Source organism: Cupriavidus necator (genome assembly GCF_040578825.1).
GTDB classification, from domain to species: domain Bacteria; phylum Pseudomonadota; class Gammaproteobacteria; order Burkholderiales; family Burkholderiaceae; genus Cupriavidus; species Cupriavidus necator_E.
The window spans coordinates 1-21,915 of the sequence record NZ_JBEFLI010000075.1 but is presented as its reverse complement, the minus strand read 5'-3'; the positions used below and the strand labels follow the sequence as shown (position 1 = coordinate 21,915).

At 65.7% G+C, this 21,915-nt stretch carries 19 protein-coding genes; 14 read left to right on the top strand and 5 right to left on the bottom strand.

Going from position 1 to position 21,915, the window contains the following annotated elements; all coding sequences use genetic code 11:
• The first annotated feature begins 111 nt into the window (after nucleotides 1-111).
• The 8 genes from purB to AB1I47_RS27765 all read left to right on the top strand — a co-directional run bounded on the left by purB (nucleotide 112) and on the right by AB1I47_RS27765 (nucleotide 8,957).
• Nucleotides 112-1,488, top strand: a complete 1,377-nt coding sequence (gene purB / locus AB1I47_RS27800) for an adenylosuccinate lyase (RefSeq protein WP_354686921.1) — start codon at nucleotides 112-114, stop codon at nucleotides 1,486-1,488.
• 274 nt (nucleotides 1,489-1,762) lie between these two features.
• A complete protein-coding gene (locus AB1I47_RS27795; RefSeq protein ID WP_354686920.1) occupies nucleotides 1,763-2,323 on the top strand; it encodes a cytochrome b in 561 nt (186 codons plus the stop codon).
• 62 nt (nucleotides 2,324-2,385) lie between these two features.
• A complete protein-coding gene (locus tag AB1I47_RS27790) occupies nucleotides 2,386-2,970 on the top strand; it encodes a YceI family protein (RefSeq protein ID WP_354686919.1) in 585 nt (194 codons plus the stop codon).
• 92 nt (nucleotides 2,971-3,062) lie between these two features.
• The gene (locus AB1I47_RS27785) at nucleotides 3,063-3,653 is read left to right on the top strand and encodes a YceI family protein (protein WP_354686918.1); all 591 of its coding nucleotides are present in this window, start codon (nucleotides 3,063-3,065) and stop codon (nucleotides 3,651-3,653) included.
• 417 nt (nucleotides 3,654-4,070) lie between these two features.
• A complete protein-coding gene (locus tag AB1I47_RS27780; RefSeq protein WP_354686917.1) occupies nucleotides 4,071-5,462 on the top strand; it encodes a class I SAM-dependent methyltransferase in 1,392 nt (463 codons plus the stop codon).
• Between the two features lie 22 nt (nucleotides 5,463-5,484).
• Entirely contained in the window at nucleotides 5,485-6,816 is a 1,332-nt protein-coding gene (locus AB1I47_RS27775; protein WP_354686916.1) for a sensor histidine kinase, read from the top strand.
• Between the two features lie 6 nt (nucleotides 6,817-6,822).
• Nucleotides 6,823-7,959 carry a hybrid sensor histidine kinase/response regulator gene (locus tag AB1I47_RS27770; protein WP_354686915.1) on the top strand — a complete coding sequence of 379 codons (1,137 nt, stop codon included), beginning with the start codon at nucleotides 6,823-6,825 and terminating at the stop codon, nucleotides 7,957-7,959.
• Nucleotides 7,956-8,957 (top strand): response regulator, encoded by a 1,002-nt coding sequence (locus AB1I47_RS27765; protein ID WP_354686914.1) that lies wholly within the window; start codon nucleotides 7,956-7,958, stop codon nucleotides 8,955-8,957. Before AB1I47_RS27770 ends, AB1I47_RS27765 begins: the two co-directional genes overlap by 4 nt.
• Before the next feature lie 143 nt (nucleotides 8,958-9,100).
• On the opposite strand, the gene secF is transcribed toward AB1I47_RS27765, so the two are convergent.
• The 5 genes from secF to queA all read right to left on the bottom strand — a co-directional run bounded on the left by secF (nucleotide 9,101) and on the right by queA (nucleotide 14,940).
• Nucleotides 9,101-10,072 (bottom strand): protein translocase subunit SecF, encoded by a 972-nt coding sequence (gene secF, locus AB1I47_RS27760; RefSeq protein WP_354686913.1) that lies wholly within the window; start codon nucleotides 10,070-10,072, stop codon nucleotides 9,101-9,103.
• 44 nt (nucleotides 10,073-10,116) lie between these two features.
• Nucleotides 10,117-11,988, bottom strand: a complete 1,872-nt coding sequence (gene secD, locus AB1I47_RS27755; protein ID WP_354686912.1) for a protein translocase subunit SecD — start codon at nucleotides 11,986-11,988, stop codon at nucleotides 10,117-10,119.
• A gap of 230 nt (nucleotides 11,989-12,218) precedes the next feature.
• Entirely contained in the window at nucleotides 12,219-12,545 is a 327-nt protein-coding gene (gene yajC, locus AB1I47_RS27750; protein WP_354686911.1) for a preprotein translocase subunit YajC, read from the bottom strand.
• A 188-nt stretch (nucleotides 12,546-12,733) separates the two neighbouring features.
• A complete protein-coding gene (gene tgt, locus AB1I47_RS27745) occupies nucleotides 12,734-13,864 on the bottom strand; it encodes a tRNA guanosine(34) transglycosylase Tgt (RefSeq protein ID WP_354686910.1) in 1,131 nt (376 codons plus the stop codon).
• A gap of 17 nt (nucleotides 13,865-13,881) precedes the next feature.
• Nucleotides 13,882-14,940: a tRNA preQ1(34) S-adenosylmethionine ribosyltransferase-isomerase QueA gene (gene queA / locus AB1I47_RS27740; protein WP_354686909.1), complete on the bottom strand. Its 1,059-nt coding sequence runs from the start codon at nucleotides 14,938-14,940 to the stop codon at nucleotides 13,882-13,884.
• A gap of 239 nt (nucleotides 14,941-15,179) precedes the next feature.
• Between queA and recG the strand changes: the two genes are divergently transcribed.
• The 6 genes from recG to ubiA form a co-directional block, all read left to right on the top strand.
• The gene (gene recG, locus AB1I47_RS27735; RefSeq protein WP_354686908.1) at nucleotides 15,180-17,354 is read left to right on the top strand and encodes an ATP-dependent DNA helicase RecG; all 2,175 of its coding nucleotides are present in this window, start codon (nucleotides 15,180-15,182) and stop codon (nucleotides 17,352-17,354) included.
• 121 nt (nucleotides 17,355-17,475) lie between these two features.
• Nucleotides 17,476-18,426, top strand: a complete 951-nt coding sequence (locus AB1I47_RS27730) for a LysR substrate-binding domain-containing protein (RefSeq protein ID WP_354686907.1) — start codon at nucleotides 17,476-17,478, stop codon at nucleotides 18,424-18,426.
• Between the two features lie 369 nt (nucleotides 18,427-18,795).
• Nucleotides 18,796-20,238 carry a catalase gene (locus AB1I47_RS27725; RefSeq protein WP_354686906.1) on the top strand — a complete coding sequence of 481 codons (1,443 nt, stop codon included), beginning with the start codon at nucleotides 18,796-18,798 and terminating at the stop codon, nucleotides 20,236-20,238.
• Between the two features lie 51 nt (nucleotides 20,239-20,289).
• Nucleotides 20,290-20,478, top strand: a complete 189-nt coding sequence (locus AB1I47_RS27720; protein WP_354686905.1) for a hypothetical protein — start codon at nucleotides 20,290-20,292, stop codon at nucleotides 20,476-20,478.
• 122 nt (nucleotides 20,479-20,600) lie between these two features.
• Nucleotides 20,601-21,086, top strand: coding sequence for a Dps family protein (locus tag AB1I47_RS27715; protein ID WP_354686904.1), 486 nt, complete (start codon nucleotides 20,601-20,603; stop codon nucleotides 21,084-21,086).
• A gap of 141 nt (nucleotides 21,087-21,227) precedes the next feature.
• On the top strand, nucleotides 21,228-21,915 hold a 688-nt coding region (gene ubiA, locus AB1I47_RS27710), incomplete at its 3' end, for a 4-hydroxybenzoate octaprenyltransferase (RefSeq protein WP_354686903.1).

Here is a 21,915-nt window from a genome sequence, read left to right as displayed (position 1 = left end):
CCAGTCTGGTGCGTCGCATCGGGCGCTTCCTGTGCTTTCCCCCGCGGCGCCTGCCGTACAGCCTCGTTTCCTCCTTTCCGTCCTTTTTCCGCTCCATTTCCGGTTTCCAGCATGACCTCCTCTTCGCTTTCGCCGCTCACCGCCCTGTCTCCGATCGATGGCCGCTACGCCGCCAAGGCCGACGCGCTGCGCGAATGGCTGTCCGAGGCGGCCTTCATGCGCAACCGCGTCAAGGTCGAGGTGCACTGGCTGATCGCGCTGGCCCAGACCGGCCTGCCCGACATGCCGAAGTTCTCGGCCGCCTCCGAAGCCGCGCTGCTGGCGCTGGTCGACAAGTTCAGCGAGGCCGACGCCGCCCGCATCAAGGAAATCGAAGCCGTCACCAACCATGACGTGAAAGCGGTCGAGTACTGGCTCAAGGAACAGGTCAAGGGCAATGCCGAGCTGGAAGCGGCCAGCGAGTTCATCCACTTCGCCTGCACCTCCGAAGACATCAACAACACCTCGCACGGCATGATGCTCAAGGGCGCGCGCGAAGGCGTGGTGGTGCCGGCGCTCAAGCGCGTGCACGCCAGGCTGGTGGAACTGGCCAAGCTCAATGCCGCGCAGCCGATGCTGTCGCGCACCCACGGCCAGCCGGCCAGCCCGACCACGCTGGGCAAGGAAATGGCCAACGTGGCCGCGCGCCTGGCGCGCGCGATCCAGCGTATCGAGCAGGTGGAACTGCTGGGCAAGATGAACGGCGCGGTGGGAAATTACAACGCGCACCTGTCGGCATACCCCTCGTTCGACTGGGAAGCGTTCTCGAAGCAGGTCATCGAAACCCGGCTGGGCCTGACCTTCAACCCGTACACCATCCAGATCGAGCCGCACGACTACATGGCCGAGCTGTTCGACGCGATCGCGCGCGCCAACACCATCCTGCTCGACCTGAACCGCGACGTCTGGGGCTATATCTCGCTGGGCTACTTCAAGCAGAAGACCAAGGCCGGCGAGATCGGTTCGTCGACCATGCCGCACAAGGTCAACCCGATCGACTTCGAGAACTCGGAAGGCAACCTGGGCCTGGCCAATGCCGTGCTGCGCCACTTGTCCGAGAAGCTGCCGGTGTCGCGCTGGCAGCGTGACCTGACCGATTCGACCGTGCTGCGCAATATCGGCGTGGCCTTCGGCTACAGCCTGCTGGCCTACGAGGCCTGCCTGCGCGGCCTGGGCAAGCTGGAAACCAACCCCGAGCGCCTCGACGAAGACCTAGACAACTGCTGGGAAGTGCTGGCCGAGCCGGTGCAGACCGTGATGCGCCGCTTCGGCGTGCCCAACCCGTACGAGCAGCTCAAGGAGCTGACCCGCGGCAAGGGCATCTCGCGCGAGGCGCTGCAGACCTTCATCAACGGCCTGGCGATCCCGGACGACGCCAAGAAGCTGCTGCTCGACATGACGCCCGCCAGCTATATCGGCAAGGCGGTGGTGCTGGCCGAGCGTATCTGAGGCGCTGAAACGCTGCAGCGTCTGAAACTTGTCAGCAATAGAAAGCCATCCGCAAGGATGGCTTTTTTGCTTTCTGCAGCCACGCCTGCGTCCTTGTGCCGCTTGCGACAGGATGTCACTTCAAAGCATTTGAATAACTTAATGAAGGACTGTCCTGCACCGGCGCACATCCCGCCGCAATAATGCGAGAATCCTAAGCGCACGGGCGGGCTGGCTCCCGCCGCTGCGCTCCCCAAAATTGTGAAACGCCCGTGCCGCGGGCGAGAGGAATCCGATGCGTTCTACCGCCCATGCCATCGCCCCGGCCGGTTACGGTGCCACCGCGATCGCGTTGCACTGGCTGGTCGCGCTGGCGATCTTTGCCGCATTCGGGCTCGGCCTGTACATGACCGGCATTCCGGGGCTGACGCCGACCAAGCTCAAGCTCTACTCATGGCACAAGTGGCTGGGCGTGACGATCTTCGCGGTCGCGGTGCTGCGCGTGATGTGGCGTGCAACGCATCCGGCACCGCCGGTCGCGCCCGGCACGCCGGCCTGGCAGGCCAAGGCTGCCGCCGGCGCCCACCACCTGCTGTACCTGCTGATCTTGATCGTGCCGATCAGCGGCTACCTGTACAGCTCGGCCGCTGGCGTGCCGGTCGTCTACCTGGGCTTGTGGAAGATGCCGGCGCTGATCGAGAAGAACGACGAGCTGAAGGAAGTGCTGAAGTTCACCCATATCTGGCTGAACTATCTGATGGCGGCCGTGGTCGTTGTCCATGCGGCGGCGGCGGTGAAGCACCAGTTTGTCGACCGCGACGGCACGCTCGGCCGGATGCTGCCGTTCCTGCGCTGATTTGCCCCCAACTATTTCCGTAGCGCGGCGCGTTGCGCCGACCCTGACAGGAGTCATCTGAAATGAAACGCCAATCCCGCCGCGGCTCGCTGGCTACCAACGCCGCCCTGGCCGCCGTGCTGGCCGTTACCGGCATTGCCGCCAACCTGGCCTGGGCCCAGGTCGACACCGCCAAGAGCTCGGTCACCGCCGTTGCGCGCCAGATCGGCGTGCCGATGGAAGGCAAGTTCAGGAAGTTCGACGCCGCGGTCAACTTCGATCCGGCCAAGCTGGCCACCTCGTCGGCCAAGGTCGAGATCGACGTCAGCAGCTTCGAGATCGGCGATGCCGAGACTACCAAGGAAGTGAAGGGCAAGGACTGGTTCGACGCCGCGAAGTATCCGAAGGCCGTGTTCCAGTCGACCAGCATCAAGAACGGCACGCCGGGCAAGTACGACGTCGCCGGCAAGCTGACCATCAAGGGCAAGACCGTCGACGTGGTGGTGCCTGCCACCTACCGCCAGGAGGGCGCGGCCCAGGTGTTCGAGGGCGCGCTGCCGATCAAGCGCACCGCGTTCAATATCGGCGACGGCGAATGGAAGGACACCTCCGTCGTGGCCGACGACGTGCAGATCAAGTTCCGCATCGTGCAGGCCGCGAAGAAATAAGCCGGCATCTGCTGAAGTACTACAAGCCTTACCAAGCCGTACCTAACGACGTACCGAAAGACGTTCCGCCCAACCTTTTGTCGGGAGATTCCATGAAACTGCGTTCCCTCGTCGCCGCCGCCGCGGCCATTTCCGCAACCGCCGCCTTCGGCGTGGCCTCGGCCAATACCGTGACGTACAACCTCGATCCGACCCACACCTACCCGAGCTTCGAAGCCGACCACCTGGGCGGCCTGTCGACCTGGCGCGGCAAGTTCGACAAGTCCGCCGGCGTGGTCACGCTGGACCGTGCCGCCAAGGCCGGCACCGTCGAGGTCAAGATCGACCCGGCTTCGATCGACTTCGGCAACGCCAAGCTGAACCAGCACGCCAAGGGCCCTGACATGTTCAACGTGGAAGCCTTCCCCGAGGCCGTCTACAAGGGCAAGTTCTCCAAGTTCAAGGGCGACGTGCCGACCGAAGTCGACGGCGTGCTGACGCTGCGCGGCGTGTCCAAGCCGGTCAAGCTGGAGATCCGCGAATTCAAGTGCATCCAGCATCCGATGCTCAAGCGCGAAGCCTGCGGCGCCGACGCCGTCGGTACCTTCAACCGCGCGGACTTCGGCCTGGATTACGGCGTGAAAATGGGCTTCAAGCCCGAGGTCAAGCTCGCGATCCAGGTGGAAGGCGTGCGCGCCGAGTAAGCAAGGCAAGCGCGAGTCAGGCAGCGCGGTCCCGCAGGACCGCGTCAGCCTGCATCAGCAGCATGGGGCCGGCAATTAGCCGGCCTTTTTGTTTTGCCTGCTGCTTATCCCATTGATTGTTCCATTTCCCTGCTCATGAGGGGCGGGCTGTGCACTTGGTTGTACGCGGCGCGATTGCCACAGTACAATGGGCCGCGGCAATTCCAAGACGATCCGGGCTGCAGGCGCGCCCCCTACCAAGGCGGGGTGCCGTGGCCCGCCAACAGGCTATAGCGCATTCCTATGAGCAATCGCTGCACGTCCCGATACCGGTAGCCGTCCCCGCGACCCTCCTCGCCCCCCTCATGCTGTACCCGGCCGTTCCGCCCTGGCAGTATGGCCTTCGCAGCGTTTCTCGGATTTCCCTGGCGCAATACCGTGTATTCCAAAACGCAAATCGATCCGGTAGTTAGTTTCCGCAACTCGCAGGGCGAGCAGGTGCGGGGCACGATCATCAATCTCCAGAGAAAGTCTCTGGTGATGGAAATCTACAACCCGTATTCGATCGTGCAGGTCAGCGAGGTGCTGAGCGAGCTCAGCGTCCGCATGGGTGCCAAGAACGCCTACCTCGGCAAGGCCGTGGTGATGAGCCTGGTGAATACCGGCCTGACCGCGGTGGTGTCGCTGACGCTGATCGACGAGTGGCGCGAGCTGTCCGACCTGAACAACGAACCCAAGTCGGTGGGGCGCGAAGCCGAGCTGTTCGTGCAGGACTGGGACGCGCGCTTCAATATCCGGCGCGACTACCAGATCGTGGTCAACGAGATGCGCGCCTTCCTGTCCGAAGTGTCGCGCTGGGTCGAGCAGGTGGACCTGACCGAATCGCTGCCCAAGACCGAAGGCAAGCTGCGCCAGGACGTGTTCTACGAGCTGGCCACGCCGATCATGGGCAAGACCAAGACCTATCTCGACTGGCTCGAGGGCGAGGCCGAGCGTGTCGACCCCGAGATCGCGCCGGTGCACCGCACCTATGCGCAATCGGCGCTGCATCCGCTGCTGCTGCGCGCACCGTTCGTGTACCGCACCTTCACCAAGCCGCTCGGCTATGCCGGCGACTACGAGATGGTGAACCAGATCCTGGGCGATCCGCAGCAGGGCCCGACCACTTACTTCCAGATCGTCAACACCGCCTTCCTGAAGGCGGCGGTGGCGACCGCGCACCGCAACCGCATCGACCTGCTGATCGATTTCCTGACCCGCCAGGCCGAACGCGCGCGCGCCGAGGGCCGGCCGTTCCGCGTGCTCAACGTGGGCTGCGGGCCGGCGTTCGAGATCCAGCGCTTCGTGCGCGAATATCCCAATCCCGAGCTGTTGTCGTTCCAGCTCGTTGACTTCAGCGAAGAGACGCTGGAATACACGCGCAGCTCGATCGAGCAGGCGGCCAGCGGCGCCGGGCGCAAGGTTGCGGTCGAGATGGTTCACCAGTCGGTGCACGAACTGCTCAAGCGGCGCATCTCGCCGGACGATATCAGTGCGCGGGAGTTCGATGCGGTCTACTGCGCGGGGCTGTTCGACTACCTGTCCGACAAGGTGTGCACGCGGCTGCTGCAGTATTTCGCCTCGCGCTCGCGCCCGGGCGGGCGGATCCTGGTGACCAACGTCCACGCCAACAATCCCGAGAAATTCGGCATGGAACACCTGCTGGAGTGGTACCTGATCTACCGCGACGACCCCGGCATGGCGCAACTGCTGCCCGAGAACTCGCATTCCCACCGCATTTATGTCGATGCCACCGGCGTCAACGTGTTCGCGGAAGCCACCATTGACTGAGGCAGTCCCTGCGGGATACGCCATGAGCACCAACCAACTCTACGCCGGCTACCAGTCCGAACTGGCCGACTTCCGCCTGGCATTCAGCCGCGGCGGCGCCTATACCGCGATCGTGCTGGTCCTGCTCGGGGTCGGGCTCGACTACGGCCAGTATCCGCAGCAGCAGCTCGCCTTCGCCGTGGCGCGCGTGCTGGTGTCGCTGCTGATCGCGGGCGTGGTGGTCATGCTGTACAGCGCCGCGGGGCGCCGCTTTGCGCCGTGGCTCACGCTGACCTGGCTGCTGCTGCCGCAGATCATGATCGCGTGGATGATCTCGCAGACCGAAGGGGTGCAGTCGCCTTACTATGTCGGCCTCAATCTGGCGATCTTCGCCTCGGGCATCGCGCTGCCGTTCGGGTTGTGGCAGAACCTGGTGTTCGGGATCCTGTCGTACCTGCTGTACGTGCTGGCATGCCTGCTGCATCCAGGCGGCATCGAGCCGGTCGGCACCTTTATCGTCAATTCGCTGTTCCTGCTGTTCGCCGCGGCGGCCAGCGGGGTCTACACCTTCTTTAACGAGCGCGCGCGCTTCATGCTGTTCCGGCTGAAGGCCGAGGTGGCCGAGAAGAACGCCGAACTCGAGGTGATCAACCGCAAGCTGGTCGACATCAAGGGCCAGATGCTGCAGCAGGAAAAGATGGCGGCGATCGGTACGCTGGCCGCGGGGCTGCTGCACGAGGTCAACAACCCGGTCAACTTCTGCCTGATGGCGATCGAGGTGGCGATGGAAGAGCCGCAGGCCAAGGAAAGCGAGTCGCTGACCGAATGCCTGGTCGATGCCAAGCAGGGCATGCAGCGCATCCAGCATATCGTCTCCGACCTGAAGACCTTCGCCTACCGCAAGCCGGGCGCCGAGGTCGAAGGCACGCCGTTCCTGTTCGAGAAGGCGCTGGACTCGTCGATCCGCCTGACCGCGCACGAGCTGCGCGGGGTCAAGGTCACGCGCGAGCTGCCCGACGATACGCTGGTGATGGGCGACGAAGCCGCCGTCATCGGGGTGCTGATCAACCTGTTCTCCAACGCGGCGCTGGCGATGCGCAAGGCCGGCACGCAGGAACCCGCGATTCATACCACGGTGCGCTGGGCCGAGAGCCGGCTGCATGTGACGGTGCGCGACAACGGTCCCGGCATCGCGCCGGAGCACATTGCGCGCGTGTTCGAGCCCTTCTTCACCACGCGCGAGGTGGGACAGGGCCTGGGGCTGGGGCTGTCGATCAGCTACGCGGTGATCGAGCGCCACGGCGGCCAGCTCTTCGCCGAGAGCGAGCTGGGCAAGTGGGCCGCGTTCAGCTTCGACCTGCCGCGCGCGGAGTAAACCGCCATGAGCGAGGTCCAGCAAGCGCGGCCCACCGTCGTCCTTTACGTCGATGACGAAGACATGGCGCGCAAGTATTTTGCGCGCGCGGTCGGCAGCGAATATGAAGTCCTGCTCGCCGCCAGCGCCGACGAGGCGCAGGCGACGCTGCGCGCCGAGGGCGCGCGCATCGCCATCCTGGTGACAGACTTCCGCATGCCCGGGCGCGACGGCGGCGACCTGTTGCGCCAGGTGGCGCAGGAATACCCGCAGATCGTGCGCCTGCTGGTGACGGCCTACGCCGACAAGGACATGCTGCTGCAGACGGTCAACAGCGGCGAAGTGTTCCGCATCCTGGAAAAACCGCTGAGCGTCACCGACGTGCGCGAGGTGCTGCGCGAGGCCGGCGAGCGCCACCGCGAGCGCGCGCTGCGCCAGCACCGGCTGATGGCGATCGACGAAACGCTGGCGTTCCTGGCGCATGAGCTCAACACGCCGCTGGCGGCGATCGCCAACTTTGCACGTGGCATCGAAAGCCGGGTTGCCGGCGAGTACAGCGAGCACCGCCAGGGCGAAATCGGCCAGGCCGCCAGCGCCATGCACGACAATGCGCAGTATTGCCTGGCAGTGCTGTCGTCATTCCTGCAGTCGGTGCGCAGCAGCGCTGGCAGCATCGCGGCGCGGCCCGAGCGCGGGGCAGGGGTCAGCGCGGGCGCGCTGGTGGCGTCGTTGCTGGATACGTACCCGTTCACCGGCAACCAGCGCCAATGGGTCGAGGTGGAGATGCACGGCGACTTCCCGGTGCAGACGCTGCCCAACTGCGTCGCGCTGGTGCTGTCGTCGGTGATGAGCAATGCGCTGCGCGCGCTGGCCGGCGCGGCCAGCCCGTCGCTGCGCTTCGTGGTGATGGCCCAGCCGAACCAGGAAATCCGCATTTGCGACAACGGCCCCGGCATCCCGCCCGAGGTGATGGAACGCCTGCTGGTCGATCCCGTCACCACCCACGCCAGCGCCGGCGGCAGCGGGCTGGGCATGATTTTCTGCAACCGCGTCATGCAGTCCTTCGGCGGCGGCATCCGGATCGCGTCCGCGTCCGGCGCCGGCACGACAGTGACGCTGGACTTCCCCAATTTCAAGCATCGAATGATTAGGAGTGACCGATGAGCGAACCGATTGCCACCCAGGCACCACCCCCGGCGATTCTGTTCGTCGACGATGAAGCCACCGCCGTCAAGTATTTCCAGCGCGCCATCGGTGCGCTGGCGCCGGTGGTGACCGGCGGCTCGGTGGAAGAGGGCAAGGCGCTGCTGGACGCGCACGCCGACAGCCTGGCCGTGCTGGTGTCGGACCAGCGCATGCCGGGCGAGTACGGCAACGAGCTGCTGCGCTATGCGCGCGAGCGCTACCCGCATATCGTGCGCATCCTGACCACCGCGTATTCGGAGCTCGACCAGACCGTCGACGCGGTCAACCAGGGCCAGATCCACCGCTATATCAAGAAGCCGTGGGACATCACCGCGCTGCGCATGGAGCTGAAGCAGGCGCTGGAACTGTCCGGCCTGCGCAAGGAGCGCGACCAGCTCGTGCGCGAGAAGCTGGCGGTGCTGCAGACCAAGACCATGGCCACGCGCATCGGCATGCTGCACGCGCTGTGCGCCAGCCTGATCGGCCCTGGCCGCTTCCAGCCGGTGGAAACCTACCTGGCGGCGGTCGACTTGGTTGGTGCCCGCAACGCTGATCCCGACTGGCAGCGCATGGACTATGCCGACCTGGTGCGCGCCGAGTCCGAGCGCAGCGGCAGCTTCGGCCATGCCGTGGCCACGCGCCTGGCGGAGCTGCGCAGCGCCAATGCGGGCAAGGGCGCGGCCGATGCCGCGGCGGTGATCGCCGACGCGCTCGGCAGCGAGGTGGTGCGCCGTGACGGCGATACCGTGGTCTGGACCGCGCCGGCCACGCTGGCAGAATTCCTCGCGCAGCCGGTGGGCTCGGCCGTGTCGGCGTCGCATGCGGCCTGGCTTGCGAGCCTGCTGTGGCTGGAGGAGGCGGGCGGCGCGGTGAAGTTCGCGCGCGATGGGGACACGATCCTGTGCCGGACGGGGACGCGCAGCGAGAGCTTTGCTTCAGACCGGCTGGCGGCCTGGATTGAGCGGTTTTCAGAGTAGGTTTGAGTGAGCCGACGCCCCTGGCGAACGCTCCCCTCTCGCGCAGGCAGGAGAGGGGAGCAAACCGGCAGGATTTGAAGTCTGCCACCCCAAAAAAAGGGCGCCCCGCAGGGCGCCATTTTTTATACCAACAACGCCAGCCGTCAGGCCTGCGCTCCGAAATTCGGATCGTTGCGGTCCGTCGACTCCGGCTTCTTCTCGCCCTTGACCAGGTCCTCGCGCTTGACGCCCAGCCACATCGCCAGCGCCGCGGCCACGAACACCGACGAGTAGATACCGAACAGGATACCCACCGTCAGCGCCAGCGCGAAGTAATGCAGCGTCGGGCCGCCGAAGAAGAACATCGACAGCACCATCATCTGGGTCGAGCCGTGGGTGATGATGGTCCGCGAGATGGTGCTGGTGATCGCGTTGTCGATCACCTCGTGCGTGGTCATCTTGCGGAACTTGCGGAAATTCTCGCGCACCCGGTCGAAAATCACCACCGATTCATTGACGGAGTAGCCCAGCACCGCCAGCACCGCCGCCAGCACCGACAGCGAGAATTCCCACTGGAAGTAGGCGAAGAAGCCCAGGATGATCACCACGTCGTGCAGGTTGGCGATGATGCCCGCGACCGCGAATTTCCACTCGAAGCGGAACGACAGGTAGATCACGATGCCGGCCACCACGCACAGCAGCGCCAGCAGGCCATCGGTGGCCAGTTCCTTGCCCACCTGCGGGCCGACAAACTCCACCCGTTGCAGCTTGACGTCAGGCGAGGCCGCCTGCAGCGCGCCCATCACCTGCTCGCTCTGCTGCGCCGAGGTCACCGGCTTGCCGTCCGGGCCCTTCTGCAGCGGCAGGCGGATCATCACGTCGCGCGAAGTGCCGAAGTTCTGCACCTGCACGTCGGTATAGCCCAGCTTGCCCACCTGGCCGCGGATCTTTTCCAGGTCGGCGGCCTGCTGGTAGCTGACCTCCATCACCGTGCCGCCGGTGAATTCGATCGACAGGTGCAGGCCCTTTTGCCAGAGGAAGAACACGGCCGCGGCAAACGTCAGGAAGGAGATCACGTTGAAGACCAACGCGTGCTTCATGAACGGAATGTCGCGCCGGATGCGGAAGAATTCCATGTTGAATCCTGTTCTGTGCTGCTAGTTGTATCGCTGCTGGCCGCTTACTTGGCGACCGGCGTGTCGGTGGCGTTGCCCGGCTTCCAGATCTGGCCGATGGCCACGCTCTGCAGCTTCTTCTTGCGCCCGTACCAGAGGTTGACCAGGCCGCGGTTGAAGAACACCGCCGAGAACATCGAGGTCAGGATGCCCAGGCAGTGCACCACGGCAAAGCCGCGCACCGGGCCCGAACCGAAGGCCAGCAGCGCCAGGCCGGCGATCAGCGTGGTCACGTTCGAGTCCAGGATGGTGGCCCAGGCGCGGTCGAAGCCGACCGCGATCGCCATCTGCGGCGACGCGCCCCCGCGCAGTTCCTCGCGGATGCGCTCGTTGATCAGCACGTTGGCGTCGATGGCCATGCCCAGCACCAGCGCGATGGCGGCGATGCCCGGCAGCGTCAGCGTGGCCTGCAGCATCGACAGCACCGCCACCAGCAGCAGCAGGTTCACGCCCAGCGCCAGCACCGAGAACACGCCGAACAGCATGTAGTACAGGATCATGAACACGCCGATCGCGGCAAAGCCGTAGGCGACCGAATCAAAACCCTTCTTGATGTTGTCGGCACCCAGCGACGGGCCGATGGTGCGCTCTTCGATGATTTCCATCGGCGCGGCCAGCGAGCCGGCGCGCAGCAGCAGGGCCAGGTCGTTGGCGGCTTCGGTGGAGTAGGAGCCGGTGATCTGGAAGCTCGAGCCCAGTTCGGACTGGATCGTCGCCACCGTCAGCACTTCGCCCTTGCCCTTCTCGAACAGCACGATCGCCATCGGCTTCTTCAGGTTCTCGCGCGAGACGTCGCGCAGCACGCGGCCGCCCTGGGCGTCGAGCTTGATATTGACCGAAGGCTGCTGGTTCTGGTCGAAGCCGGCCGAGGCGCTCTCGATGCGGTCGCCGGTAAAGATGACCTGCTTCTTCAGCACCACCGGGGCGCCGTTGCCTTGCGTGAACAGCTCGCTGCCGAACGGCACCGGGTCGCCCGGGCGCGGGCTGCGCGGCGCGTCGTTGTCCACCAGGCGCGCTTCCAGCGTGGCGGTACGGCCGATGATGTCCTTGGCCTTGGCGGTGTCCTGCACGCCCGGCAGCTGCACCACGATGCGGTCGGCGCCTTGCTGCTGGATCACCGGCTCAGCCACGCCCAGTTCGTTCACGCGGTTATGCAGCGTGGTGATGTTCTGCTTGACCGCGGCGTCCTGCACGGCCTTGCGCGCGGCCTCGGTGAAGGTGCCGACGATGTTGTTGCCGTCCATGGCGAAGGCCACTTCGCGCAGGTTGTCGGCCAGGACGGGACGGGCGCGGTTGGAATCGTCGGCGTTGTTGAAGCGCACCGTCAGGCGGTCGCCGTCGCGGTCGATGCCGCCGTGGCGGATGTTCTTGTCGCGCAGCAGCGTGCGCGCGTCGCCGGCGAGGCTGTCGAGCTTCTTGTCGACCGCGCCCTTCATGTCGACCTGCAGCAGGAAGTGCACGCCGCCGCGCAGGTCCAGGCCCAGGTACATCGGCAGCGCATGCATGGAGGTCAGCCAGCCCGGCGAACCCGACAGCAGGTTCAGCGCGACCACGTAGGTAGGATCGCTGGGGTCGGGGTTGAGCGAGCGCGACAGCACGTCCTTGGCCTTGAGCTGCTCGTCGGTGGTGCGCAAACGCGCCTTGACCGAGCCCGACTGGCCGGAAATGTCGAAGAACACGCCGTCAGGCTGGAGCTGGTTCTGCGCCAGGATCTGTTCGACCTGCTTCTGCATGGACAGGTCGACCTTGACCGTGGCCTTGCCCGAGGACACCTGCACGGCGGGCGCCTCGCCGAAGAAGTTCGGCAGGGTATAGATGATGCCGATGGCCAGGGCCACCAGGATCACGAGGTATTTCCAAAGCGGATAACGATTCATCTCGGGCCAGTCATTCAGCGGTTGGCGGGGCCGGCGCAGGCGTGGCGCGCCACGTCGGCGGGGCCGAACCGGTTTGGCAAACAGCCGCCTGGCAGCCACGTAAGGGAAGCCGCGCGGGCTCGCGGGGGCTTCATCGGGGCTGCATCAGGCGGCTGCCGGGGCATGCGCGAACGGGCATGCCGGAAAAGACAAAGGCGGGAGTCGCTTAAGCGATCTTGGCGATCGGAGGATCAGAGCGCCTTCAGCGAGCCCTTCGGCAGCACTGCGGTCACGGCGTTCTTCTGCACCGTGATTTCGGTACCTTCGGCGATCTCCAGGCTGACATACGAGTCGGTGACCTTGGTCACGCGGCCCAGGATACCGCCGGCGGTGACGACTTCGTCGTTCTTGGCCAGCGCTTCGAGCATTGCCTTGGCTTCCTTCTGGCGCTTCATCTGCGGGCGGATCATGATGAACCACAGCACCGCAAACATCAGGATGATGGGCAGGAAGCTCATCAGGCCGCCAGCCGCGCCGCCGGCTCCGGCGGTCTGGGCAAATGCGTTAGAAATCAGCACGTTGATTCTCCGTCACAAAGTCAGTCAAATAATCGAACATTCTACCATTCGCATTCCGCCCACCTTTGGCATTCTAGGGCGGAATACGGGTTTCTTCGGGGTGATGCGGGGTCGACTCTGCCGCCCGCGCGAGCGGCGCAGAGGGATTCGACCGGCGCCGGCCGGAAAGTTCGCGCCGGCGCCAGGTTTCACTGCGTGCCGCGCGCGCGGTCCGACGCGAACTGGCGCCGGAATTCGGCGAAGCGATGGTGCTCGATCGATTCGCGCACCTCGCGCATCAGCTGCAGGTAATAGTGCAGGTTGTGGATGGTGTTCAGGCGCGCGCCCAGGATCTCGCCCACGCGGTGCAGGTGGTGCAGGTAGGCGCGCGAGAAGTTGCGGCAGGTGTAGCAGGCGCAGCTTTCATCCAGCGGACGCGGGTCGTTGCGGTGCGCGGCGTTCTTGATCTTGACGTCGCCGTAGCGGGTAAAGAGCCAGCCGTTGCGCGCATTGCGGGTGGGCATCACGCAGTCGAACATGTCGACGCCGGCGGCGACGCCCGCCACCAGGTCCTCGGGCGTGCCCACGCCCATCAGATAGTGCGGCTTGTCGGCGGGCAGGCGCGGCGCCACGTGTTCCAGCACCCGCATCATGTCTTCCTTCGGCTCGCCCACGGACAGCCCGCCGATGGCAAAGCCGTGGAAATCCAGCTCGGACAGGCCTGCCAGCGATTCGTCACGCAGATCCTCGTACATGCCGCCCTGGACGATGCCGAACAGCGCATTGGGGTTGGCCAGCCGTTCGAACTCGTCGCGCGAACGCTTGGCCCAGCGCAGGCTCATGCGCATCGACTTGGCCGCTTCCTCGTGCGTGGCGGGGCGGCCGTCGATCTCGTACGGGGTGCATTCGTCGAACTGCATCACGATGTCCGAGTTCAGCGTGCGCTGGATCTGCATCGAGATCTCGGGCGACAGGAAGAGCTTGTCGCCGTTGACCGGTGACGCGAACGTGACGCCATCTTCGGTGATCTTGCGCAGATCGCCCAGAGAAAACACCTGGAAGCCGCCGGAATCGGTCAGGATCGGCTTGTCCCAGCCGATAAACTTGTGCAGGCCCTCGTGGGCATTGACCACGTCCAGCCCCGGGCGCAGCCACAGGTGGAAGGTGTTGCCCAGGATGATATGCGCGCCGATCTCGTTCAGTTCCAGCGGCGACATCGCCTTGACCGAGCCGTAGGTGCCCACCGGCATGAAGATCGGCGTCTCGACCACGCCGTGGTTCAGCGTGACGCGGCCGCGGCGGGCGTTGCCGTCGGTGGTGATGAGTTCGAAATTGAGCATGGCTTGTGATTCTGGATTCAGGCGCTGGGCTGGCGGGTCAGCAGCATGGCGTCGCCGTAGCTGAAGAAGCGGTAGCGCTGTTCCACCGCATGGCGGTAGGCGGCGCGGATGGCTTCCACGCCGGCCAGCGCCGACACCAGCATCAGCAGCGTCGACTTGGGCAGGTGGAAGTTGGTGATCAGGGCGTCGACCAGCCGGAAACGGTAGCCGGGCGTGATGAAGATATCGGTGTCGCCGCTGCCGGCGGCGAGCGTGCCGTCGGCCTGCGCGGCCGATTCCAGCGCGCGCAGCGACGTGGTGCCGACCGCGATCACGCGGCCGCCGCGCGCGCGGGTGTCGCGCACCGCCTGGGCCAGTTCTTCGGAAATGGCGTACCACTCCGAATGCATCTTGTGCTCGGCGAGGTTCTCCGTGCGCACCGGCTGGAAGGTGCCGGCGCCCACGTGCAGCGTCAGGAAGGCGCGGCGCACGCCGGCGGCATCGAGCCGCGCGAACAGCGCATCGTCGAAATGCAGGCCCGCGGTGGGCGCGGCCACGGCGCCGGGGCTGCGCGCGTACACGGTCTGGTAGCGGGTCTCGTCGTAGGCGTCGGGATCGTGCGTGATATAGGGCGGCAGCGGCAGGCGGCCGTAGCGCTCGATCAGGTCCAGCGCGGGCTCGGGGAAGCGCAGCGTGAAGAACTGGTCGACGCGCGGACCCACGGTGACGGCGAAGGCGTCGTCGGCCAGATGCAGCGCGCTGCCCTCGGCCGGCGTCTTGGAGGCGCGCACCTGCGCCAGCACGGTATGGCTGTCGACGACGCGCTCGACCAGCACCTCGATCCTGCCGCCGCTGGCCTTGTGGCCGAAGAAGCGCGCCTTGATCACGCGGGTGTCGTTGAATACCAGCAGGTCGTCGGGACGCAGGTAGTCGACGATATCGCTGAAGGCGCGGTCGACCATGCGCACCGCGTCGGCGGTGTCGGCGGGTGCGAGCCGCTCGACCACCAGCAGCCGGCTGGCGCTGCGGTCGGGCAGCGCGCTCTGGGCGATCAGTTCTGGCGGCAGCGGAAAGTCGAAATCGGAAAGCGTCAACATCGTGGAAACGGCGGGGGCGGCCGGCAGCCATGCGGGCCAGCGGAGGCTGAGTGGGGCACAAAGCGGCACTCCGCTGCCCTTGGCGGCAGCCGGCATGGGTACAATCGGCGAATCCGATATTGTAAGGCCACGGGCCCGTCAGACGCCGGGCCGGGTGTGATACCCGCTATTTGACCGCACCAGCCGCCCGTGCCAGCCAACCCCGCAGCCAACCAGCCGACCTGCCACATTTGTTGCCGATGCCCGGAACCGCCGCCGAACCGATCCACGACCCCGCCGACGCCGCCAAGGACACGGCGGCGCCTGCACGCGGCAAGGCCGGCGAGGCCAAGGGCAAGGCCGCGTCGTCCGGCACTTCATCGGCGGCCGCGCGCCTGGCCAAGCTCGGCCTGCGCCGGCCCGTGGACCTGGTGCTGCACCTGCCGATGCGCTACGAGGACGAGACCACGCTGGAGCCGATCGCCGACGCGATCCGTCGCGCCGGACTCGGCCAGCCAGCGCAGGTCGAAGGCGAGGTCATCTCCAACGAGGTCACGTTCCGCCCGCGCCGCCAGCTCGTGGTGAAGATCGCCGACGACAGCGGCGAGCTGACGCTGCGCTTTCTCAACTTCTACGGCAGCCAGACCAAGCAGATGGCCGAGGGCGTGCGCCTGCGCGTGCGCGGCGAGGTGCGCGGCGGCTTCTTCGGCGCCGAGATGGTCCATCCGACGGTGCGCCCGGTGGTGCCCGGCGAAGCGCTGCCGGACCGCCTGACGCCGGTGTATCCGTCCACCGCGGGCATCGCGCAGGCCTACCTGCGCAAGGCCATCGGCGGCGCGCTGTCGCGCACGCCCATGCCCGAGACACTGCCGCAGGCGGTGCTGCAGGGGCCGCTGGCGCGGCTGCACCTGCGCCCGCTGGCCGATTGCCTGCGCCTGCTGCACGCGCCGCCGCCGCAGGAAAGCGAGGCCGCGCTGGCGGATCGCTCGCACCCGGCCTGGCAGCGCATCAAGTTCGACGAATTGCTGGCACAGCAGATCTCATTGCGGCGCGCGCATGCGGCGCGCCGCGAAAAAACCGCGCCGACCATGCCGCGGCGCGACGGTGGCCTGCTGACGCGTTTCCTGGCCGCGCTGCCGTTCCGGCTGACCGGCGCGCAGGAGCGCGTGGTGGCGGAGATCGCCGCCGACATGACGCGGCCGCACCCGATGCACCGGCTGCTGCAGGGCGATGTCGGCAGCGGCAAGACCATCGTCGCCGCGCTGGCGGCGTGCCAGGCGATCGATGCCGGCTACCAGGCCGCGCTGATGGCGCCCACCGAAATCCTGGCCGAGCAGCACTACCGCAAGCTGTCCGCGTGGCTGGAGCCGCTTGGTGTCCCGGTGGTCTGGCTGGCTGGCAGCCTCAAGGCGAAGGAAAAACGCGAGGCCGCGGCGCGCGTGGAGTCGGGCGAGGCGCAACTGGTGATCGGCACCCATGCGCTGATCCAGGATGCGGTGCGTTTCGCGAAGCTGGGTTTGTCGGTGGTCGACGAGCAGCACCGCTTCGGCGTGGCGCAGCGCCTGGCGCTGCGCGGCAAGGCAGGCGCCACCGATGTGCCGGCGCCGGACACCGTGCCGCATCAACTGATGATGTCGGCCACGCCGATCCCGCGCACGCTGGCGATGACGTATTACGCCGACCTCGACGTTTCGGTCATCGACGAACTGCCGCCGGGGCGCACGCCCATCGTCACGCGGCTGGTCAACGACGCGCGCCGCGACGAGGTGATCGCCCGCGTGCACCATGCCGCCGCCGAAGGGCGCCAGGTCTACTGGGTCTGCCCGCTGATCGAGGAAAGCGAGGCACTGCAGTTGCAGACCGCGGTGGAAACCTATGAAACGCTGGTCGCGGCGCTGCCCGACCTGTGCGTGGGCCTGGTGCACGGGCGCCTGCCGCCGGCCGAGAAGGCCGCGGTGATGGACGACTTCAGCGCGAACCGCATGCAGGTGCTGGTAGCGACCACGGTAATCGAAGTGGGCGTGGATGTGCCCAATGCCTCGCTGATGGTGATCGAGCACGCCGAGCGCTTCGGCCTGGCGCAGCTCCACCAGCTGCGCGGCCGCGTGGGGCGGGGCAGTGCCGAATCGGTGTGCCTGCTGATGTACCAGGCACCGCTGTCGCCAACCGCGCGCGAACGGCTGGCGACCATGCGCGAGACCACGGATGGCTTCGAAATCGCGCGGCGCGACCTGGAAATCCGCGGCCCTGGCGAATTCCTCGGCGCGCGCCAGTCGGGCGAAGCCATGCTGCGCTTTGCCGACCTGAACACCGATGCGTGGCTGGTCGAGTACGCGCAGGAAGCCGCCGAAGTGATGCTGGAGCGTTTCCCGGAAGCGGTGGAAGCGCACCTGTCACGCTGGCTGGGCGGGCGCGAGCATTACCTGAAAGCCTGAAGCGCATCGACCGTTCCGCCTGGTGTGTCGCATGCGGCGCAACCGGCGACTCGCACGCGTACGCTCTGACAGATGCGGCAATCGAAGGTAAAATCTATCGCCTACCGCAAACTGATAAGTCATGACGCTCACCGAACTCAAGTACATCGTCGCCGTGGCGCGAGAGCGCCATTTCGGCCGGGCCGCCGAAGCCTGCTTCGTGTCGCAGCCGACGCTGTCGGTCGCGATCAAGAAGCTGGAAGACGAACTCAACGTGCAGATCTTCGAGCGCGGCACCTCCGAGGTATCGGTGACGTCCATCGGCGAGCAGATCGTCGCGCAGGCCCAGCGCGTGCTCGAACAGACCATGGCTATCCGCGAGATCGCCAAGCAGGGCAAGGATCCGCTGGCGGGCCCGCTGCGCCTCGGCGTGATTTACACCATCGGGCCGTACCTGCTGCCGTCGCTGGTCAAGCAGATGATCGACACCGTGCCGCAGATGCCGCTGATGCTGCAGGAGAACTACACCCACAAGCTGATCGAGCTGCTCAAGCAGGGCGAGATCGACTGCGCGGTGATGGCCGAGCCCTTCGCCGACTCCGGCCTGACGGTGCGCCCGCTCTACGACGAGCCTTTCGTCGTCGCCGTGCCGCGCGGCCACGAGCTTGCGCAGGTGCGCGAGATCGATCCCGATGAGCTGAAGCAGCAGACCATGCTGCTGCTCGGCAGCGGCCACTGCTTCCGCGACCATGTGCTGGGCGTGTGCCCGGAGCTGTCGCGCTTCTCGCAGGCGGCCGACGGCATCCAGAAGACGTTCGAGGGGTCGTCTCTCGAAACCATCCGCCATATGGTGGCGAGCGGGGTCGGCATCACTGTGCTGCCGCGCACTTCGGTACCCGACCTGAAGGCCAAGGGCGACATGCTGTCCTATGTGCCGTTTGCCGATCCGGTGCCCGATCGCCGCGTGGTGCTGGCCTGGCGCAAGAGCTTTACCCGCCTGCCGGCGATGGAAGCGCTGGCCAACGCCGTGGCCGCGTGCGACCTGCCGGGCGTGCGCAAGCTCGACGACAAGGAACTGGCGGAAGCCGCCTGATTGCTCTGCTGACCGCCTCCCTACCGTAACCAAGGCCGCACCGGAATCTCCGCTGCGGCCTTTGTTTTTGTGGCTCACGACCTCCGCGCCGGGTCAAGCCTAATACGAGATAGCTTTAACCTAATACATAGGTATAAATAATTAAATTCCTGTGTCGATAGTATATTTGTAGACTTGGTTTCGTCGATGCCCGAGGCGTCGACCTTGCCAGGAGCCGACGATGAGCAGCAGTGCCCGTTTCAACCCAAACATAACCATTCAGCGCCCGCTTTCCCTCCGCATGGGGCGTTGCCTGCTCGGCTTTCTGGCTTGCTACGCCGCCGCGAACTGACGCGGCAACCCTTTCCGCCCGCCCACAAGAGGAACAAGATGAGCAAGAAGGACACCCTCACCACCGCAGCCGGCGCGCCGGTCGCCGATAACCAGAACTCGCAGACGGCCGGCCCGCGCGGGCCGATGCTGCTGCAGGACGTCTGGTTCCTCGAGAAACTGGCCCACTTCGATCGCGAAGTCATCCCCGAGCGGCGCGTGCACGCCAAGGGCTCCGGTGCCTACGGCACGCTGAAGATCACGCACGACATCACGAAGTACAGCAAGGCTTCGGTCTTCGCCGGGATCGGCAAGGAGACGCCGCTGTTTATCCGTTTTTCGACCGTCGCCGGCGAGCGTGGCGCGGCGGATGCCGAGCGCGATGTGCGCGGTTTTTCGGTCAAGTTCTATACCGACGAAGGCAACTGGGATGTGGTCGGCAATAACACGCCGGTGTTCTTCGTGCGCGACCCGCTCAAGTTCCCCGACTTTATCCATACGCAAAAGCGCAATCCGCGCACCAACCTGCGCGACCCGATCGCGGTGTGGGATTTCTGGTCGCGCCACCCGGAATCGCTGCACCAGGTCACCATCCTGATGAGCGACCGCGGCCTGCCGCAGAACTATCGCCAGATCCACGGCTTTGGCTCGCATACGTATTCGTTTATCAACGCCGACAACGAGCGCTTCTACGTCAAGTTCCACTTCAAGTCGCAGCAGGGTATTGCCAACTGGACCAATGAAGAGGCGGCCGGGGTGGTGGCCAATGACCGCGAGAGCGCGCAGCGCGACCTGTTCGAGAACATCGAGCGCGGCAACTTCCCGCGCTGGAACCTGCGCGTGCAGGTGATGCCGGAAGCCGATGCGGCGAAGTACCACATCAACCCGTTCGACCTGACCAAGGTGTGGCCGCACAAGGACTACCCGTTGATCGACGTCGGCGTGGTCGAGCTCAACCGCAACCCGGACAACTACTTCGCCGAGGTCGAGCAGGTGGCGATGAATCCGGCCAATATCGTGCCCGGCATCGGCTTCTCGCCCGACAAGATGCTGCAGGGGCGCCTCTTCTCGTACGGCGATACGCAGCGCTATCGCCTGGGGATCAACCACCACCAGATCCCGGTGAACGCGCCGCAATGCCCGTTCCACAACACCTTCCACCGCGACGGCGCGATGCGCGTGGACGGCAACCAGGGCGGCAAGCTGAACTACGAGCCGAATCGTGAAGGCGCCTACGGTGCCAGCGAGCGTGCGATGGAACCGCCGCTCCCGCTGGATGGCGCGGCCGACCGCTGGGACCACCGCGTCGACTCGGACTACTACAGCCAGCCCGGCGCGCTGTTCCGGCTGTTCGACGAAGGCCAGCGCCAGCGCCTGTTCAGCAATATCGCGGCGGCGATGCAGGGCGTGCCCGAGGCGATCGTGCGCGTGCAGCTCGAGCACTTCACCAAAGCCGACCCGGCCTATGGCGAGGGCGTGAAGCGCGCGCTTGATCTGAAGTAAGCGGCAATCTGGCGCGGCGGCCCGGGCAGGGCGGCCGCGCCGCGGAGAACGATGATGGCGATGATCCGGTTGTTTCTCGACGAGTGGCGGCAACTGTGGCACGCCGGGCATGACCGGCCCGAGGGCGCCGATGCCGCCCGACTGCGGCACAAGATGTGGCGCAAGGAAGTCGGCGCCGCCGTGATCGTGCTCGGCGCCGCGGCGATGTTTGTCGATGTGGCGTGCGGCCTGGCCCGCTGATTGGCCCCCATCGCCGGGTAATGCAATAATGCGGGTACAACGCCGCCCGGCTATTGCCGGTTTCCCTGCCGACAGCACGGGCGGCCTTCATCTTGGCGTGACCAGAACGGAGCGTACCTACCATGGCAAAGAAGAATGAGATGAGCGTGAATATCGGTATTACCGACAAGGACCGCAAGAAGATCGCGGAAGGCCTGTCCAAGTTGCTGGCAGACACCTACACCCTCTACCTCAAGACCCATAACTTCCACTGGAACGTCACGGGTCCCATGTTCAATACGCTGCATCTGATGTTCGAGACCCAGTACAACGAACTGGCGCTCGCCGTGGATTCGATCGCCGAGCGCATCCGTGCGCTGGGCTACCCGGCACCGGGCACCTACAAGGAATACGCCCGCCTGTCGTCGATCGCGGAGGAAGAGGGCGTGCCCGAGGCCACCGACATGATCCGCAAGCTGGTCGAAGGCCAGGAGGCCGTGGTGCGCACCGCGCGCTCGATCTTCCCGGTGATCGACGCCGCCGGCGACGAGCCTTCCGCAGACCTGCTGACCCAGCGCATGCAGACGCACGAAAAGACCGCGTGGATGCTGCGCTCGATGCTGGCCTGAGGGCCTGGCAGTCACTTCCGGCTGCCGCCGCGCGGCGGCCGGCATGGCGCGTCGCAACCGTCCGGGCTGCGGCGCGTTTTCATTGAATCTTCTCCCCGGATCCTCGCCGTGCACTCCTCCCCGCCGTTGCCGCCCGCTTCCATGTTCGAACGCCTTTCCCTCTACGCGCGCCTGGTGCGCATCGACAAGCCGATCGGCACGCTGCTGCTGCTGTGGCCGACGCTGTGGGCCATGTGGATGGCCGCGGGCGGGCCGCCGTCGTGGGGGTTGTTCTGGATTTTTGTGGCGGGGACGTTTCTGATGCGTTCTGCCGGTTGTGCGATCAATGACTGGGCTGACCGGGATTTTGACAAGCATGTGAAGCGGACGAAAGAGCGGCCGCTGACGGCGGGAAAGATCGCTGCTTGGGAAGCGTTGGCGGTGGCAGCGGTATTGGCGCTGGTTGCGTTTGCGCTGGTGCTGCCGCTGAATACGCTGACTAAATGGCTGGCGGTGGTGGCGGCCGTGGTGGCGGGGACGTATCCGTTCTTCAAGCGGTTCTTTGCGATTCCGCAGGCTTATCTGGGGATTGCGTTTGGGTTTGGTATTCCGATGGCATTTGCTGCTATTCAGGAGCAGGTGCCGTTGGTGGCGTGGGTGATGTTGTTGGCTAATGTTTTCTGGGCGGTCGCTTACGATACGGCGTATGCGATGGTGGATCGGGATGATGATCTGCTGATTGGGATGAAGACGTCGGCGATTACCTTCGGGCGGTTTGACGTGGTGGCGATTATGGTCTGCTATGCCGCGTTTTTGGGGTTGATGGCTTGGGTGGTGGTGTTGCTTGGGC

Coding starts and splice junctions, on each gene's coding strand:
- purB (WP_354686921.1), top strand. CDS start 112: ATGACCTCCTCTTCGCTTTCGCCGCTCACCGCCCTGTCTCCGATCGAT.
- AB1I47_RS27795 (WP_354686920.1), top strand. CDS start 1,763: ATGCGTTCTACCGCCCATGCCATCGCCCCGGCCGGTTACGGTGCCACC.
- AB1I47_RS27790 (WP_354686919.1), top strand. CDS start 2,386: ATGAAACGCCAATCCCGCCGCGGCTCGCTGGCTACCAACGCCGCCCTG.
- AB1I47_RS27785 (WP_354686918.1), top strand. CDS start 3,063: ATGAAACTGCGTTCCCTCGTCGCCGCCGCCGCGGCCATTTCCGCAACC.
- AB1I47_RS27775 (WP_354686916.1), top strand. CDS start 5,485: ATGAGCACCAACCAACTCTACGCCGGCTACCAGTCCGAACTGGCCGAC.
- AB1I47_RS27770 (WP_354686915.1), top strand. CDS start 6,823: ATGAGCGAGGTCCAGCAAGCGCGGCCCACCGTCGTCCTTTACGTCGAT.
- AB1I47_RS27765 (WP_354686914.1), top strand. CDS start 7,956: ATGAGCGAACCGATTGCCACCCAGGCACCACCCCCGGCGATTCTGTTC.
- secF (WP_354686913.1), bottom strand. CDS start 10,072: ATGGAATTCTTCCGCATCCGGCGCGACATTCCGTTCATGAAGCACGCG.
- secD (WP_354686912.1), bottom strand. CDS start 11,988: ATGAATCGTTATCCGCTTTGGAAATACCTCGTGATCCTGGTGGCCCTG.
- tgt (WP_354686910.1), bottom strand. CDS start 13,864: ATGCTCAATTTCGAACTCATCACCACCGACGGCAACGCCCGCCGCGGC.
- queA (WP_354686909.1), bottom strand. CDS start 14,940: ATGTTGACGCTTTCCGATTTCGACTTTCCGCTGCCGCCAGAACTGATC.
- recG (WP_354686908.1), top strand. CDS start 15,180: ATGCCCGGAACCGCCGCCGAACCGATCCACGACCCCGCCGACGCCGCC.
- AB1I47_RS27730 (WP_354686907.1), top strand. CDS start 17,476: ATGACGCTCACCGAACTCAAGTACATCGTCGCCGTGGCGCGAGAGCGC.
- AB1I47_RS27725 (WP_354686906.1), top strand. CDS start 18,796: ATGAGCAAGAAGGACACCCTCACCACCGCAGCCGGCGCGCCGGTCGCC.
- AB1I47_RS27720 (WP_354686905.1), top strand. CDS start 20,290: ATGATGGCGATGATCCGGTTGTTTCTCGACGAGTGGCGGCAACTGTGG.
- AB1I47_RS27715 (WP_354686904.1), top strand. CDS start 20,601: ATGGCAAAGAAGAATGAGATGAGCGTGAATATCGGTATTACCGACAAG.